At 63.4% G+C, this 17,464-nt stretch carries 13 protein-coding genes; 9 read left to right on the top strand and 4 right to left on the bottom strand.

Features of this window, described 5'->3' with window-relative positions; genetic code table 11:
• Positions 1-7: 7 nt before the first annotated feature.
• Positions 8-1,183 (bottom strand): galactonate dehydratase, encoded by a 1,176-nt coding sequence (dgoD, locus tag C481_RS01820; RefSeq protein ID WP_049904336.1) that lies wholly within the window; start codon positions 1,181-1,183, stop codon positions 8-10.
• A 165-nt stretch (positions 1,184-1,348) separates the two neighbouring features.
• Here dgoD and C481_RS01815 point away from each other — a divergent pair, with 165 nt between their 5' ends.
• Both C481_RS01815 and C481_RS01810 read left to right on the top strand, forming a co-directional pair.
• On the top strand, positions 1,349-2,695 hold the full coding sequence (locus tag C481_RS01815; protein WP_006107121.1) for a glycerate kinase type-2 family protein: 1,347 nt from the start codon (positions 1,349-1,351) through the stop codon (positions 2,693-2,695).
• A 123-nt stretch (positions 2,696-2,818) separates the two neighbouring features.
• Positions 2,819-3,805 carry an LLM class flavin-dependent oxidoreductase gene (locus tag C481_RS01810; RefSeq protein WP_006107120.1) on the top strand — a complete coding sequence of 329 codons (987 nt, stop codon included), beginning with the start codon at positions 2,819-2,821 and terminating at the stop codon, positions 3,803-3,805.
• Between the two features lie 36 nt (positions 3,806-3,841).
• On the opposite strand, the gene C481_RS01805 is transcribed toward C481_RS01810, so the two are convergent.
• Entirely contained in the window at positions 3,842-4,615 is a 774-nt protein-coding gene (locus C481_RS01805; RefSeq protein ID WP_006107118.1) for an SDR family NAD(P)-dependent oxidoreductase, read from the bottom strand.
• 123 nt (positions 4,616-4,738) lie between these two features.
• Here C481_RS01805 and C481_RS01800 point away from each other — a divergent pair, with 123 nt between their 5' ends.
• From C481_RS01800 to C481_RS01775, 6 genes are all read left to right on the top strand, one after another.
• Entirely contained in the window at positions 4,739-6,553 is a 1,815-nt protein-coding gene (locus tag C481_RS01800) for an ABC transporter substrate-binding protein (protein WP_006107117.1), read from the top strand.
• Positions 6,554-6,787: 234 nt separating this feature from the next.
• The gene (locus C481_RS01795; RefSeq protein WP_006107115.1) at positions 6,788-8,512 is read left to right on the top strand and encodes an ABC transporter substrate-binding protein; all 1,725 of its coding nucleotides are present in this window, start codon (positions 6,788-6,790) and stop codon (positions 8,510-8,512) included.
• Between the two features lie 88 nt (positions 8,513-8,600).
• Positions 8,601-8,795, top strand: a complete 195-nt coding sequence (locus C481_RS01790) for a hypothetical protein (RefSeq protein ID WP_006107114.1) — start codon at positions 8,601-8,603, stop codon at positions 8,793-8,795.
• Between the two features lie 128 nt (positions 8,796-8,923).
• Positions 8,924-9,916, top strand: a complete 993-nt coding sequence (locus tag C481_RS01785) for an ABC transporter permease (protein ID WP_193787822.1) — start codon at positions 8,924-8,926, stop codon at positions 9,914-9,916.
• Positions 9,913-11,055, top strand: a complete 1,143-nt coding sequence (locus C481_RS01780; protein WP_006107111.1) for an ABC transporter permease — start codon at positions 9,913-9,915, stop codon at positions 11,053-11,055. The genes C481_RS01785 and C481_RS01780 overlap by 4 nt, the downstream gene beginning before the upstream one ends.
• A gap of 1 nt (position 11,056) precedes the next feature.
• Complete coding sequence (locus tag C481_RS01775) at positions 11,057-13,360, top strand: ABC transporter ATP-binding protein (protein WP_006107109.1); 2,304 nt, start codon at positions 11,057-11,059, stop codon at positions 13,358-13,360.
• A 93-nt stretch (positions 13,361-13,453) separates the two neighbouring features.
• Here C481_RS01775 and C481_RS01770 read toward each other — a convergent pair whose 3' ends face one another.
• Positions 13,454-13,684, bottom strand: a complete 231-nt coding sequence (locus C481_RS01770; RefSeq protein WP_006107107.1) for a UxaA family hydrolase — start codon at positions 13,682-13,684, stop codon at positions 13,454-13,456.
• A gap of 120 nt (positions 13,685-13,804) precedes the next feature.
• Between C481_RS01770 and C481_RS01765 the strand changes: the two genes are divergently transcribed.
• Entirely contained in the window at positions 13,805-14,743 is a 939-nt protein-coding gene (locus tag C481_RS01765) for a dihydrodipicolinate synthase family protein (protein WP_006107106.1), read from the top strand.
• An 881-nt stretch (positions 14,744-15,624) separates the two neighbouring features.
• On the opposite strand, the gene C481_RS01760 is transcribed toward C481_RS01765, so the two are convergent.
• Positions 15,625-17,457 (bottom strand): IucA/IucC family protein, encoded by a 1,833-nt coding sequence (locus tag C481_RS01760; RefSeq protein WP_006107105.1) that lies wholly within the window; start codon positions 17,455-17,457, stop codon positions 15,625-15,627.
• Positions 17,458-17,464: the final 7 nt, after the last annotated feature.

Raw genomic sequence — 17,464 nt, 5'->3', positions numbered from 1 at the left:
CGGCTACTCACCGCTCGCCGATACTCCCGTCGGCGCGGTGTCCCGGTGACCGATCGAAACCCAGATTCGTTCCCGCGAGTTCACGAACGCGATCCTCGTCAATTTCGATGCCGAGTCCGGGGCCGTCGGGAACGTCGAGGAAGCCGTCGGTCAGGTCGAACACGCCGTCGTTTTCGACGTATCGCATCGCCGCCGCGTCGTCGAGGATAACCTGCTCCTGAATCAGGGCGTTCGGTGCGACCGCGTCGATCTGGAGCGACGCCGCGAGCGCCAGCGGCCCGATCGGACAGTGGGGTGCGATCGAGGCGTCGTAGGTGTCGGCCATGTCCGCGATCTTCTTCGTCTCGGTGATGCCGCCCGCGCTCGAAACGTCCGGCTGGACGACGTCGACCGCGTCCGCCTCGAGAATCGGACGGAACTCCCATCGGGAGTAGAGCCGCTCTCCCGTCGCGATCGGGGCCGTCGTTCCCTCGGCGAGCCGAGTGAGTTCGCGGTCGTGTTCCGGCGTTACCGGCTCCTCGATAAACAGCGGGTCGAACGCCTCGAGTGAACTCGCCAGCCGGCGGGCCATCGCCTTCGAAGTGCGGCCGTGGAAGTCGAGCGCGAGGTCGACGGACGGGCCGATCGCCTCGCGGACCGCGCCGACAACGTCGCGAGCGCGCTCGACGGTCGCCGGCGTGTCGATGGGTTCGAGTCCGCCCGTCGGGATCAGCTTCACGGCGGTGTACCCGGCCTCGACGGCGTCGCGTGCCTCCGCGGCGGCAGCGGCCGCCGGGTCCGAAACGCCGTCTTCGCCGTGGGCTCTGACGTGGCGATAGGTCCGAATGCGGTCGCGGGCAGGGCCGCCCAGCAACTCGGCGACGGACATGCCGGCGGCCGTTCCCTTCAGGTCCCAGAGGGCCTCGTCGATGCCGGCGATGGCGCTCATGTGCACCGGGCCGCCGCGGTAGAAACTGCTTCTGTACATCGCCTGCCAGAGGTACTCGATGCGACTGGGATCCTCCCCGAGGACGTACTGGTGGAGCAACTGATCGACCGCGTTCTCCGTCGCCGGTTCGCTGTCGCCCGCGAAGTGCCACTTCGTGTAGACCTCGCCCCAGCCGACGCGGCCGTCGCTGGTTTCGAGTTTGAGGAACTGCCACCGCGGTGGCACCGCGTAGAGTTCGTAATCGGTAACGCGCATGCAGTGGCGATGCGAGCGGGCGAGTATTGAACGTTCCGACGGCGAGAAAACCGCAACGGACCGGCGAAGCGGCGAGTTCGCTTCGAGCGCGGAACCGTGGACCCCGTGGGGACAGCCGTCCCATACCTTGAAACTGATGTACTGCGAACCACCGGCTACGAACACATGGGACCACGCCACCACGATACCGCCGACCGACGAACCGCGGCGGTCGACTGTCTGACCGCGGGAATCGACGCCGCCCATCCCCGGCGCGTCGTCGAGGAAACGGTGACGCTCGACGACCGGGGCCGGACGCTCGTCGTCGACGACACCCGGATCGATCTCGCGGCCATCGACGACGTGCTCGTCGCGGGCGGCGGCAACGCCGCTGGGCACGTCGCCGCGGCGCTCGAATCGATCCTCGGCGACGAACTCGACGGAGGTGCGGTCGTGACGGACGATCCGGTCGCCGTGGATCGGGTATCGATTCGCGAGGGGACCCACCCGTTACCGAGTTCGGAGAACGTCGACGGAACGCGCGACGTGCTCGCGGTCGCGGACGCGGCGGGGGCCGACGACCTCGTCCTCGCGGTCGTCACGGGCGGCGCCAGTGCGCTGTTGGCCGCGCCCGCAGCGGACGTCGCGCTGTCCGACCTGCGGGAGGTGACCGAGGCGCTGCTCGAACGCGGAGCCGACATCGAATCGATAAACGCCGTCCGGAAGCACTGCTCGGCGGTAAAGGGCGGCCGGTTGGCCGGACGGGCGGGGCCGGCCCGCGTGGTCGGCCTCGTCCTCAGCGACGTTATCGGCGACCCGCTCGGCGTCATCGCGAGCGGTCCGACGGCGCCGGACCAGACCACATACGCGGACGCGATCGCCGTCCTCGAGGAGTACGACGTGACGCCCCCCTCGAGCGTCGAGGCGCACCTCGAACGGGGTCGCGACGGCGACGGGGAGACGCCGGACGCGGACGATCCGCGCGTTCGGACCGTCGACAACCACGTGCTCGCAAACGCCGACACGGCGATCGAGGGTGCCGCCCGGGAAGCCGCAGCCAGCGGGTACGACCCGGTGGTCCTCTCGACTCGCGTTCGAGGCGAGGCCCGAGCCGCTGCAACGACCCACGTCGCCGTCGCCGAGGAGATCGCCGCGACCGGCCGCCCGGTCGAGCCGCCGGCGGCCGTGCTCAGCGGCGGCGAGACGACGGTGACGGTCCGCGGCGACGGCGACGGCGGTCCGAACCTCGAGTTCAGCTTGCAAGGGGCGCTGGAGTTGGACCCCGACGCGCCGATCGTTCTCGGCAGCGTCGACACGGACGGCTTCGACGGGGGAACCGACGTTGCGGGTGCGGTGGTCGACGGCGAGACCGTCACCGACCGCAGGGCCGCCACGACCGCGCTGCGAGAAAACGATGCCGGCGGCTTCTTCGCGGGCCGTGGCGAACTCGTCCGAACCGGTGCGACGGGGACGAACGTCAACGACCTTCGGATTCTCGTCGTGGACGACCCGGACGATTACGACGACGAGTAGCGATACGCAGGTGACGGAGACACGAGACCGGAGGTGGTCGCGTAAACACCGATTCCGCGATGGATATCAACCCACCAACAGAAAATGTAAATACGTGCTGCTCGCACTGTCACATCGTAGCGTATGAAATTCGGGATTTTCCCAGTCGAAGGCGGACAATCGTGGGACGGCGTCGTCGAACAGTGTCAACTCGCCGAACGGGTCGGCTTCTCGTCCTGCTGGGTCAACGACCACCAGGCGACCGAGGGCGACAACTACTGGCCTTCGCCGCTGACGCGACTGACCAGCATCGGCACCGGAACCGAGGAACTCGAACTCGTCACGTCGGTGTTGATCCTCCCGCTCTACCACCCGTTGCACGTCGCACAGCGGGCGGCGATGCTCGATAACATCTCGAACGGACGGCTCACGCTCGGCGTCGGCCTCGGCTACGTCGAGGAAGAGTTCGAGGCGTTCGACGTCCCGATGGACGAACGGGCGGGGCGCATGATCGAGGGACTGCAATTCCTCGACGAGTTCCTCTCCTCGGACGAGCCGATTTCCTTCGAGTGTCCGTTCTTCGAGGTCGAGGACTGGCAGCCGCTGCCCGAGACCGTCCAGGAGCCCCGACCCGACCTCTGGGTCGGCGGCTGGGGCGACAAGCAGATCGCCCGCTCGGTGCGGTTCAGCGACGCCTGGGTACCCGGCGTCGTCGCCGACCTGGGAATCGTCGAGGACCGCAAGGAAGCCCAGCGCGAGCACATCGAGGACAGCGACCAGGAGTGGGACGAGATTGAACACCCGCTGATGCGCGAGGCGGTCATCGCCGAGACCGAAGCTGAAGTGATGGAGCGCAAGGAGTACCTCCACCGCACTTACGTCGACGAGTACGGCGGCGAGTTCTCCCACCCGCTGATGAACGCCGACGCCGTCGAAAACTTCGACGAACTCGCCGACGACCGGTTCATCTACGGCACGCCCGAACAGATCGTCGAGCAGATCGAATCGATCCGCGAGCGCTTCCCGCTCGATCACCTCACACTCCGGTTTCACCACTCCGGGATGCCGAAAGAACTCGTGGAGAAGCAGATTCGGTTGTTCGGCGAGGAGGTTGTCCCTGCGTTCGAGTGATCGATCGACTGCGACACCGTTCGAGAGCGTCGTCGCTCAATCGACTTCTGCGTCGGGACCCCAGGCGTCGGCGAGCCAGCCGCCGTCGGCGCGGATGACCTCGCCGGTCATGTAGTGATCGCCGGCGGCGAGAAAACTGACGCAGTTTGCGATTTCTTCCATCGTGCCGAATCGGTCGAGCGGCGTTCGATCGCAGACGTCCGCATCGGTGTAGCCGGCGGCTTCCTGGGTCTGGTCGGTGATTTCCGTGCGGACGAACCCCGGGGCTAGCGCGTTGACGTGGACGTCGTGCTCGGCGAGTTCAGTCGCGAAGACGCGGGTGAGGTTGTTGACGGCGGCCTTTGAGGCGCAGTAGGGTGCGCGCTGTGCGAAGCCGCGTTCGCCGATCATGCTGCTGATCGTGATGATCTGGCCGCCGGTTCCCTGCTCGACGAACTGTTGGCCGGCCGCTTGCATCCCGAAGAAGACACCGGTGAGATTGACCTCGATCACGCGCCGCCAGTCCGCGGGGTCCATCTCGAGGGCGGGATCGATGACGGTGGTACCGGCGTTGTTCACCATGACGTCGAGCGATCCGAACGCGTCGACGGCACCCTCGATGAGCCGCTCGACCGCGTCGCGATCGCTGATGTCGGCCTCGATTCCGACCGCTCGGCCGCCGTCAGCCCGAATTTCCTCGGCGACGCGCTCGGCGCGCGACCCGTCCCGCGAGTTCGTGACGACGGTTGTGCCCTCGGCGGCGAAGCGTTTGGCGAGTGCCTTGCCGATGCCTTTGCTCGAACCGGTAACGACGACTGTTCGCTCGTCCATCGATAGAGGAGTGGACGGACCGGTGGGAAAACGTTTCGGCGTTAGCCGGGCGACGAGTCGGTCGAGAGAGACACCGGCCGAGTGCGGGGTAAAGTTAAGTGCGACTGTCTGGCAGTAGAGACTATGCCAGACGGTGACAAACAGTGGCAACAGCCGAGTCGGCGCGACGTGCTCAAGTACGGAACTGCGGGCGGGGTTTCCGTCCTCGCCGGGTGCCTCGGCGGTTCGAATAGTACCGATCGATTTCGCATGTTCGATGCGGAGACCAGCGGCGCACTACCGTCCCAGCGTCACTGCAATCCGTGGAACTTCGCACAGCGCGGGGCGTGGCACCCCGGGGCGCTCATTCACGATCGGCCCGTCGTCTATAGCCCCGCTGCGGACGAGGTGTACCCGTTGATCGCAACCGACTGGGAGATGGTCGACGACACGACGCTCGAGTTCACCTTCAGCGACGAGTGGACCTGGCACGACGGCGAGCAGGTCGTCGCCGACGACTGGGTGATGCAACTGCAGCTAGCGCTTGGCATCATGGAGTATCAGGCGGAAGACGGCGAGCGACCCCACCAGTTCATCGAGTCGGCGGAAGCGGTCGACGAGCGGACGGCCCGCGTGTCGTTGTACGACCCGTTGCTGTCGACCTACGCGGTGCGAACCGCAGTTGCGGATCTCGTGGGAGACGAGAGCCGGGGGATCTTCACGCAACACACTGACGACCAGTGGGCCGACTGGCATCAGCGGCTCCACGAGGGCGACGAAGCGGAGGCGGAAACCGTCGTCGAGGAGATTACGACGACGAACTATCCGTTGCTCGAGGAGGTCGTCGGCAACGGCCCGTTCGAAGTCGCGGATGTCGGTGACAACGTCGTCGTTTTCGAGCGCTACGATGACCATCCGAACGCCGATAATCTCAACTTCGAGACGTGTTCGGTACGCGTCTTCGAGAACGACGATCCGACGCAACCGTACACGAGCGGAGAAGTCGACGCCGCCCACATCCAATTTCCGGTCAGAGACGACGTCAAATCCCAACTACCCGAGGAGCACACGCTCGTCAGGGAGGACTTATCGATCAACCTGCTGTTTACGTTCAACTGCGGGAGCGGCGTCAGCTACGACACTCCCTTCGAGAGCGCGAACGTCCGCAAGGCGGTCTGTCACGTCTTCGACCGCCAACAGGTCGTCCAACTCCTCGAGGGCGTCAACCGCATGTTCGAGTGGCCCCCCTGTCGCGTCCCGGGGAGCGTTCTGGACGAGGGGTCACACGACGCCACCGACTGGGTCGAGGACTTCACCCTGTACGGCCAGAACGATACCGGCCGCGCCACCGAACTCCTCGAAGCGGAGGGGTACCAACGCGACGACGGCAAGTGGTTCACGCCCGACGGCGACCGATTCGAGATCGACGTCATGAACGGAGCCGACCGGAAGGATATCGGCGTCCTCAGAGAGAACCTGGAGAACTTCGGCATCGGGACGAACCAGGAACAGGTCGACGACGCGTCGTTCGACGAGCGTCGCCACGCCGGCGAGTACGACATGATGCCCGACAGATCCTCCGCAAACGGCGTCGTTCCCCTCTGGGGACTCGACCTCGTCCCCCGATGGCTCCAGTCGATCGCTCACTTCGAACTCGAGGCGGAGATTCCGATGCCGGTCGGCGATCCCGACGGCGCGGACGGGACGAAGACGATCAACGTCGAAGAACACATCAATCAGTGGCAGGTCACCGATGATAGCGAGTACCACCGGGAGCTGATGTGGTGGTGGAACCAGACGGTCCCCCAGATGGAGGCGATGTTCCAGCCCGACGCCGGCGCGTACAACGCAGCCAACTGGACGCTCGACGCGCCCGAGGGCGTCATCGATGGCACCGAGGACGCGCTGTACCTCATTCCGAAGATGGAAGACGCCACGATGGAATATACCGGACCATAACGGACGCCGACTGTCGACAGCAAGCTGGAAGCGACGGACGGCCGGAGATCAAAAGCGAGTTCACCCTCGGCGGTAGCGTCGTCGGTCGCCGAGACGAATATTGTATTTTTTATAGTTAACTATATGTACTACCTTCCAACATTAGGGAGTATGCCAGAGGGTAACAGCTGGCGGAGCAGTGGATTGAACCGGCGAGATGTACTCAAATACAGTGCTGCGGGCGGAACGGCGTTGATGGCGGGGTGCCTCGGCGGTTCGAGTAGTACCGATCGATTCCGTGTGTTCGACGCAGAGACCAGCGGGACGCTGCCGTCGCAGCGTCACTGCAACCCGTGGAATCCGACGCAACGCGGCACGTGGCATCCGGGGGCGCTCATCTACGACCGACCCGTCGTTTACAGCCCGTCGAGGGACGAGGTGTACCCGTTGATCGCAACCGACTGGGAGATGGTCGACGACACGACGCTCGAGTTCGCCTTCAGCGACGAGTGGACCTGGCACGATGGGGATCAGGTCGTCGCCGACGACTGGGTGATGCAACTCCAGATGGCGCTGGAGATTCTGGACTACCAGGCGGAAGACGGCGAGCGGCCCCACCAGTTCATCGAGTCGGCGGAAGCGGTCGACGAACGGACGGCCCAGGTTACGTTCCACGATCCGCTGTCGACGAAGGTTGCAGTCCAGAACGTCGTCGCCGACCTCGTGGGTGATGAGAGTCGCGGGATATTCACCAAACACACCGACGATCAGTGGATCGACTGGCACGAACAACTCCGGAATAGCGACGACGGGGAGATGGAGGGTGTCTTAGAGGAGATGACGACGACATCGTATCCGTCGCTCGAGGATGCGGTTGGGAACGGGCCGTTTCAAGTCGCCGATATCGGGGACAACGTCATGATCTTCGAACGGTACGATGACCATCCGAACGCCGGCGAACTTAATTTCAGCGAGTACTCGGTACACCTCTACAATAACAACAACCCGGCACAGCCGTATTCGAACGGCGAGATCGACGCCGCCCATACGCAGTTCCCGGTCAAGAACAAGCAGCAGTTACCGGAAGAGCACACGCTCATCAAGGAGGGCTTCTCGACGAACAAACTCTTCACGTTCAACTGCGGGTACGACGTCAGCTACGACACTCCCCTGGAGAGCGCGAACGTCCGCAAGGCAATCTGTCACGTCTTCGACCGACAACAGGTCGTCCAACTCCTCGAAGGCGTCAACCGCATGTTCGAGTGGCCCCCCTGTCGCGTTCCGGGGAACGTCCTCGATAACGGCTCGCACGACGCCGCCGACTGGGTCGAGGACTTCACCCTGTACGGCCAGAACGATACCGACCGCGCCACCGAACTCCTCGAGGAGGAAGGATTCCAGCGCGACGACGGCGAGTGGTTCACGCCCGATGGAGACCGGTTCGAAGTCGATATCATGAACGGGACCAAGCGGAAGGATATCGGCGTCCTCAAAGAGAACCTGGAGAACTTCGGCATCGGGACGAACCAGGAACAGGTCGACGACGCGACGTTCGACGAACGTCGGCAGGCGGGCGAGTACGACATCATGCCCGATGGCTCATCCGCGAACGGGATCAGGGCGCTCTGGGCGCTCGATCTCGTCCCGACCTGGGTCCAGTCGATCTCGCACTTCGATCCCGACACGGAAATCCCAATGCCGATTGGCGACCCCGACGGCGCGGACGGGACGAAGTCGATCAACGTCGAGGAGCACATCCGTCAGTGGCAGGTCACCGGCGACGACCAGTACCACCAAGAACTGATGTGGTGGTGGAACCAGACGGTCCCCCAGATGGAGGCGATGTTCCAGCCCGACGCCGGCGCGTACAACGCAGCCAACTGGACGCTCGACGCGCCCGAGGGCGTCATCGATGGCACCGAGGACGCGCTGTATCTCATTCCGAAGATGGAGGGAGCGACGATCGAGTACAACGGGTGACGACCGCGACGGTCGAACGCTGCCGCCGGTTTCGAGTTCAGTCCCGACTTGGACGAACGTTTATTAGCATCGATGCAAACGGTTTCGCATGGGATTCCTGCAGGCTATTTCACAGATCGTCCTCGGCGTCAACTTCGTCTTCCTCCTCCTCCTGGGATTCTCCCTCGCCTTCGTCGACCCGGGAACGGGACCGTACGTCGTCGCGCAACTCGCTCTCATCCCAGTTATCCTCTCGCTCGCGGGAAGCATCGCCGTGCTCTATACCGGCTGGGAGCCGTTCTAACGCCGGACGATAGCTCCCGACCTCGAGACGGTTCGTCTCCGACCCCCCGCCGAATTCGGCCGAAATGATAATATATATTATACGATTGCAAACCTTCATTACGAATTGTTTTGAACAGCTATACAGCCATGGTAACAGTGGACTGGCGTGTCAGACGATTAGGGCAAGCAGCCTTCACCGTGTGGGCCGTTCTCACACTATCGTTCGTGTTGATCCGGATGATGCCCGGAAACATTATGGGCGCGATGATTACGCGGATGACCCAACAGGGAATCAATCCGGGCCGCGCGCGTGAACTCGTTGAGCTTCGCATGACGATCGATCCGGACGAGCCGCTCCTCACGGCCTACGGGAGCTATGTTGTGGACACGCTGCAGGGTGATCTTGGACAGTCTGTCTATTACGGCGAGCCGGTGACAGATGTGCTCGCGGGAGCACTGCCGTGGACGTTGTTCGTCCTAAGCTGGGCGGTCTTCATCAGTTTCTTCATCGGCATCAGCGTCGGCGCGCTGATGGCCTATTGGGAAGGTGGGAAATTGGACGTCGGACTCACCTCGTATGCCGTCTTGATGGGATCGATCCCGTTCTACGTACTTGCAATCCTCCTGCTGATCTTCCTGTCGTACCGGTACGGACTGTTTCCAAACGGCGGCCGCCAACCGATCGGAGCCGACCCGGGATTCAATCTGGTATACATCAGCGGGATCATCCACCACGCAGCCTTACCGATCATCTCGATGTTAGTCGCCTCCGGCGTCGCCTCCCTCGGCATGCGCGGAAACAGCATCCGCGTGCTCGGCGAGGACTACCTTCGCGTCGCCCGCCTCCGCGGCCTCTCCGATATCACTATCTCGACCCAGTACGTCGCTCGCAACGCCGTGTTGCCGATGTACACGACGCTGCTGATCAGCATCGGCGAAATGTTCGGCGGTTCGATCGTCCTCGAACAGGTGTTCCAGTATCACGGTCTCGGCTGGTACATGCTATCAGCCACCCACCAGCGCGACTACCCGCTCATGATGGGGGGCTTTATGGTCATCACGCTGGCAATCGTTACCGCACTGCTGCTGGCCGACCTGACCTACGGCTACGTCGATCCGCGTGCACGGAGGGCCCAATGACACGAGAATCACCCAGTCCAACCGACCCAGGAGACGAACACGAACTCAGTACCGATATCAAGTCGACGCCCGAAACCGAACGCAACGGGGCAGCCGACAGGCCCGTCGAAACCGACGGCGGAAACGTGAACTCGCCGTTCGAAGTCGTCTCGGAGTTCGAGGAGACGCGCCGTGATCGCTATCGAAAGCTGTACGATGCCTACGTCTACGCGCCGGTTTCGATCATCTGGCGCGACTGGCGGGCGCGGATCGGATTGACGATCGTCGTCCTGTACCTGTTGATGGGAACCGTCGGAACGGTGCTCGTCGAACCGACGAACGTCGCTGAAGGATCCGCGCTCATCAATCCGTTCGAGAACGCGGAGTACATCCTCGGAACGGACGGACACGGTCGCGACCTGCTCTCGCAGACGGTTCACTCGACAGCAACGATCCTCAAGATGGTCGTCTCGGGGGCGGTCTGTACCGTCGGCATCGGGACCACCGTTGGCGCTATCGCCGGGTACAAAGGTGGCATGGTCGATACGGTCCTGAGTTCGATTACGGACGTCTTCATCAACATCCCCGGCTTCCCGCTCGTGATGGTCCTCGGGCTCATGTTCGACGACATCATCCTCGGCAATCCGTACGCAGTCGGCGTACTGCTGAGTGTCGCGGCGTGGGGCGGACTCGCTCGCGCCATCAGATCCCAGATGCTCACGCTCCGAGAAGAATCGTTCGTCGAAGCATCACAGGCGATGGGAATGCGTACCCACACGATCGTCTTCAAGGAGATTATCCCCCACCTGATGCCCTACGTCGTGATCAACCTCACCAACGCCGGTCGACGGGTTATCTTCGAGGCCGTCGCCCTGTACTACCTGGGCATCCTGCCGTTCGAGAACCTGAACTGGGGGAGCACCCTGAACCTCGCCTATCAAGAAAACGCCCACGTACGGCCCGGCGCACTGCACTGGTTCCTCGTTCCCATGGTCGCGATCGTCTTCATTTCGGTCGGGCTGACCCTCCTCGGGCAGTCACTCGACCGCGTGTTCAACCCCCGCGTTCGAGCCCGACACGAAAAGACGACTTCCCCGGCCGACCCCGAGGGCGAACCCGACGACACAACGAACGCGAACGACATGATGGGAGGTATCTAACATGACCGTCTCAGAAACTGCACACCACGACCTGGACCAAACCGATTCGATCCTGGAGATCCGGAACGCGTCAGTCACCTTCGACATGGACCGCGGAGAATCCCGCGTCCTCGACGACGTCGACCTGGACATCCAGCGAAACGAAATCCTCGGCGTCGTCGGCGAGAGCGGCAGCGGCAAATCGATGCTCGCCTCCGCGCTCCTCGACGCCATCGTCGATCCCGGCGTCCTCTACGGAGACATCACGTACTACCCCGCCGACGGGGGCCCGATCAACATCCTCGACCTCGATAAACAGGGACTCAAGGAACTCCGCTGGGAGGAGATTTCGATGGTGTTCCAGGGCGCAATGAGCTCGTTCAACCCCGTCCGCAAGCTCCGCACCCACTTCGTCGAGACGCTCGACGCCCACGACTACGACATCGACGAAGGCATGGACCGAACGTGGACGATTCTCGAAGACCTCTACCTCGACCCCGAGCGCGTCCTCGATTCCTATCCGCACGAACTCTCCGGCGGCATGAAACAACGCGCGCTGATCGCGCTCAGTCTGGTCCTCGAGCCGGAGGTCCTGGTGATGGACGAGCCTACCGCCGCGCTCGACTTGCTGATGCAGCGCTCGATCATCTCGCTCATCCAGGAGATCAAGACGGAGTACGATCTGACGATCGTCTTCATCACCCACGACCTGCCGCTCGTCGCCGACATCGCGGACCGCATCGGCGTGTTGTACGCCTTCGAGTTCGTCGAACTCGGGCCGACCGACGAAATCCTCGAAGACGCGGCCCATCCGTACACGCGGTTGCTCTTGAAATCGACACCGAATCTCAACGCGCCGATCGAGACGATGCAACCGGTCGAAGGTAGCGCACCGGACCCGGTAAACGTCCCCACCGGCTGCTCGTTCCACACCCGCTGTCCGCTCGCCGATCAGCACTGCCGCGCCGAGGACCCCGTGGCGTACGAGGTCCATTCGAGCCATCACGTCCACTGTCACCACTGGGAAGACGCGCGGGAAGACATCCCGATGAGTTACGAGATCGACGACGCAGAACTCGACGATGAGCAAACAGCGACGGGGACGCCCGAGACGATCGCCCGGACTGCCTCAACAACGTCACCGTCGAGCGGAACTTCCGCATCGACGGCGGCTGAGCCGGTCGTCTCGCTCGACAACGTCGAAGTTCACTTCGAGAAAGAGCAGGGCTTTCTCGACATTTTCTCCGAACCCGACGTGGTCGAGGCCGTCGATGGCGTCTCGCTGGATATCTACGAACAGGATGTCGTCGTCCTCGTCGGCGAGTCGGGCTGCGGCAAAACGACGCTCGGTAAAACGACGGTCGGCCTGCAAGAGCCCACCGGCGGAGAGATCACGTACCGGGGACACAGTATCTGGGACGTCAAGGCAGGCAACGGGAACGGCATCTCCTGGGGCGAGATCCGCCAATCGCTCCAGATCGTCCATCAGGACCCCGGCAGCGCGTTGAACCCCCACCGACGCGTCAAGGCGAGCCTCGAAGCCCCCCTCAAACGGTGGAACGACGACCTCGACGGCAACGACCGCAAACAGCGGATTCTGAGCCTGCTCGAACACGTCGGCATGACGCCCCCCGAGGACTACATCGAGCGCTATCCCCACCAACTCAGCGGCGGCGAACAACAGCGCGTCGCGCTCATTCGAGCGATGCTGATGAATCCCGACCTCATCATGGCCGACGAACCGGTCAGCGCACTCGACGTCTCGCTGCGCGTCGAAATGATGGACCTCATGATCCAACTCCAGCAAACGTTCGACACGTCGTACCTGTTCGTCTCGCACGACCTCTCGAACGCCCGGTACATCGCCGAGAAAACCGGCGGCCGAATCGGCGTCGTCTACCTCGGTGAACTCGTCGAAATCGGCCCGCCGGAACAGATCATCCACAACCCACAACACCCCTACACGCAAGCCCTTTGCTGGGCCACACCCGAACTCGGCGTCGACACGGATGCGGCCGACTCGCCGATTCGAAAGATCGACATTCCGGATCCTACCGATCCACCGAGCGGCTGCCGCTATCACACCCGGTGTGCAAACGCCCGCGAAGTCTGTAAAACACAGCAACCGGAGTCGTTCAGCGTCCCGGACGAAGAGGTCCACAACGCCGCGTGTTTCCGGGTTACGGACGACCACGAATACTGGTCCAGTGCGTCGATCACCGACGACGAAAGCGACGCGGAAGCGACGGCCGAAGAACCGGCAGCGACGGACGGCGGTGGCGACACGAACGATGGCGCGTCTGAGCCGCTTACACAGGACGAGTGACGGCTGATCGGTAGGCGACCGAATTCGGAGAAGAGACGCCACCGGATCGACGGTCCAACGCGCGTGATCGCGAAGGTCGTCACACCGCTGTTTTCAGCGCACGTTTGCTCCCCGTTGAGAGCGTCCTGAGCGTCGCCAGCAGTGCTTCCAGTGTCGTCTCTTCAGCGAGAGATCGACATCGTCCGACAGCGTCTCGACCGGTGTCTCGCCGGCTGCGATGTCGTCCGCGACCGCACTCGCTGCGACTGATGTCGGCAGGACGACGATACGATTGCGGACGCCGATTTGGCCATCGTCACGCCCGTATCCGGCAAACATCTGCATAGGCGGTCGTACAATAGGGCGTGGAATCATCGTTCCGGTTTGCCGGAACACATAATCGAAACGACCGTCTCGTGGCGGCCGGGCGATGGATTTATACTATCCGCGATACATCGACACGCTATGTCATTGTCAGCGCAGCAGGTGCGGAGCCACCTCCGTGGCGTTGCCGTTGGACTCCTGACGCCGTTCGACGACGATCTCGAAATCGAACACGAAAAGCTCGCGGAGAACGCCCAGGATCTCTATCAGAAGGGGATTCGGACGTTTCTCTCAGTTGCGAACATCAGCGAGTACCATTCGCTCTCGGAGAGCGAACGCGTCTCGGTCGCCGAGACGAGTGTCGACGCGCTCCCGTCCGATGCCTGTGTGCTCGCCGGCGTCGGCGGCAGCACGGCGGCGGCACAGGACCTGATCCGGGCCTACGACGCGGTCGATGTCGACGCGTTGATGGTTATGCCGCCGGATCACACGTATCTTCACGAACAGGGGCTGCTCGAGTACTACCGCGACCTCGCGTCGGTCACGGTAACGCCGCTCGTCCCGTACGTCCGCGGCTTCGACCCCTCGGTCGAATACCTCGCCGCCCTCACTCGCGTCGAGGGCGTCATCGGCATCAAGTACGCCCTCGAAGATCCCGTCAAGCTCGGCGCGGGCGTCGCCGCCGGTGCCGACGATGTGGTCTGGGTCGACGGCCTCGCGGAGCCGTTTGCGGTCTCCTTCTGGGCGGAGGGCGCAGAGGGCTTTTCCGCCGGCGTCAGTAACTTCCGCCCGGAGATCGGACTCGAACTCTTCGAAGCGCTCTCCGACGGCGACTGGGAACGAGCCTGCCAGCTGCGAAACATCTGCCTTCCCTACCAGAACTTCCGGAGCGAAACGGGACAGCAAAACACCATCCCCGGCGCAATCAGCGTCTCCGCGGTCAAAAAGGGACTCGACCTCGCCGGCCTCCACGGCGGCACCGTTCGCGAACCGATCCGGCCGCTCGCCCCCGAGGAGGCGGACAAAGCCGAGCAACTGTACGCCCAACTCGAGGACGACATCGAATCGCTCGTTCAGTGAGCAGCCAGCCGCGACCGGATAGCGCCGCAAAGCGGTGCAACAGCTCCAGCACAGCTACGGTTCTGGGACGGAGACTCAACCGAGTCAGTGGAAGCGGTTGGGCCGCCTGCGATGCCGCGAGAACGAAACGACCTCGTGAGTCGCTCAGCTACGACGGCCTCACCGACGAGTTCAGGAATACTGACGGGTCGTTCCCGGACGGGGAACAGCGACCGATCTGCGATTCCAGCCGATACGGCGAGCTGAGAGGCTATCGTGTTCGGTCGCTCGCGCGTTGCTGGCCATCGATAACCCCGGTTTGTGACTCGGATCGCAGATTGGGGCTCCGAGGGCAGAAGAAGAGCGATTCGGTCGTCGGGAACGATCAGGATCAGAGCGACTCCCTCGAAGCGCCGAGCCGAGTCGGAACGGCGGATTTGGCAACGCTGAACTCGAGCGGAGAAGGAGATGTTCGGAGGAGCCGCGAGTCGCGGTTGCCAACGGCCACGTAGCCGCGCTGTTCTCGGTACGGGAACAGTCGAGAGGCGCGACGAGTTCGGGTTGTGCGGCGAATGGCGAGGGGACGAGCGGTGCGATCGGCGGACCGACTCGAAAAGCGCACAATGAGGGGCTGACGGGGCGGTTTCCCGGGTGACAATTAGTGGAGACGGACGGCACTCGGTACGGGAAGCACATCGATACGGGCGTTCTCGTCGGCCGAGCGATCTAAACTCACGCAGAGCGCCATTAGCGTTCCCGAGAAGGGAATAGATCTTCCGTACCCAACAGACCAATTACATACATACGGGTGTAAAACGAGTCGCGCTACCGAGCGGTATGGCCGGAGCAGAGCACGGAAAAGTGACCGCCCGAAAGGCTATGGGACGACGGGCGGCGCGGTCTCAGTCGTCGGATTTAGCGACGGCGCGCGTGGAATCGTCCGCAGCTACCTCGTAAAGTGCGTTCGTAACGGTTCCGTACTCGGAGGCGTGGGGACGCCCGGGTGCGTCGTCGTAGCCGGAGTCGAAGATGCGATTCCGGTTGAGGGTGAGTTTCGTGAACTCCGGCTGCAACAGGTCGAACAGCTCGAATCGGTCCTCGAGTTCAGGGAACTGCGCCTGGTAGTCGAGGATAGCCGTTCTCGCGTGCATCCAGAACGCTTCCTCGGGGTAGTCCTCGTGAGTTTCGAGGATGTCGGCGACGTACCGGAGGACGCAGACGAACAGGCCGGAGAAGATGAACTGACAGAGTCCCTCCGGCGGTTCTTTCCGGAGGACCTCGTGCATCTCGTCCGGGAGCGCCTCCAGTTCCGGCAGCGGCTGGTCGCTCACGTTCACGTCGTCGACGAAGTCCTTGACCGCCAGCCGGGTCGGAACGCCATCCTTGACGACGAGGATGGTGTTCTGACCGTGCGGGGAGAACACCGTCCCGTAGCGATAGAGGAAGTGCAACAGCGGCGGGAGGACCGTGTCGAAGAACGTCTCGAGCCACTCGTCCGTCGTGAGTCCGGACTGCTCGACGAGACGGGCGATGTAGGGTTCGCCGTCGCCGTCGACGTGCATCAGCGCCGAGAGCGTGATCGCCCGCTCGCCGTCGTCGAGGAAGGTGTAGATGGATTCGCGCCAGACGGCACCCAGCAGTTCGTGGTACTGGTACGGCGAGTTCTCGATGTCGGTAAAGTCCCCGTGGTCGTAGTTGATGCCGGCGATCTCGCCCGGCAGGACGAGCCCCTGCTCCTGGAGGAACGCGTCGTCTTCATAGATCCCCTTGACGTACTCGGTGACCGTCGGCGCGAGTTCGGTTCGCTCGCCGGGGAGGCCGCGCCAGACGAGCGTGTTGAGGATCCGCATCGGAACCTTCACGTGGTGTTTCTCGGCGTCATCGATGTTGACGAAGGTCCGGACGGACTGTTGGGGGAGGTACGCGTCAGGCCCCTCGCCGAGCGGCACGATATCGTCGGCGGCGATATCGTCGGGGAACAGCGGCACGATGCTGTTGTCCCACTGCCAGTCGTGAACCGGCAGGAAGTAGTAGGCGTCCGGATCGAGCCCCTGTGCGGCGAGTCGATCGCGGAACTCGTCGTAGCGAGCGCCGAGTTCAGTGCGAACGAGCGAGTCGTGATCGATGGCGTCGGTGGCGACGAAGGTCGCTTTCTCCCGGCGCACGGCGACCCACGAGAGCGCGACCGGGGTCTGGCGCTCGGGCGCGTACTGGCGGTAGTCGTCGTATCCCCAGCCGAGGCGACCCTTGTTGTAAGTTATCCAGGGGTGGCCGTCCATCTCGCCTTCGAGGTGAGCGTAGTCGAGTTCGAGGGGATCGAACTCGTCTCGGCCCCGCTGACGCGCCTCGACGTGGGCGTCGGCGAGCAGCGTCCGCTTGTACTCGCGAACGAGGTTTCCCTCCGTCAGCCCGTCCAGCGACGTCGTCTTGCCGAGGTCGCGAAGCAATCGAAGCGGGTCCGAAAGGGGCGTCCACTCGTCGTCCGCACGTCGTTCGACGGTCTCACCGTCGACGTGAAGGCTGTCCATCAGGCGGTCGGTTCCTTCGAAGCGATACGCCGCGTCGCCGAGGTCAAATCGGTAGGTGTTGCGGTCGTCGCCGCCCGCCACCACCCGCGGCGCGATGATCTCCTCGTACGCGAACTCCGCGAGCATCTTCGTCAGCAGCCGCCGTTCGGCGGTTTCCCAGACATCCTGCTCGAGTGCGTGCTGTAGCGTTGGATCGTTCGGATTCATGTGTCGT

The sequence above is a fragment of the Natrialba asiatica DSM 12278 genome (assembly GCF_000337555.1).
GTDB lineage: Archaea > Halobacteriota > Halobacteria > Halobacteriales > Natrialbaceae > Natrialba > Natrialba asiatica.
This window is presented reverse-complemented; position numbering and strand designations above follow the sequence as displayed.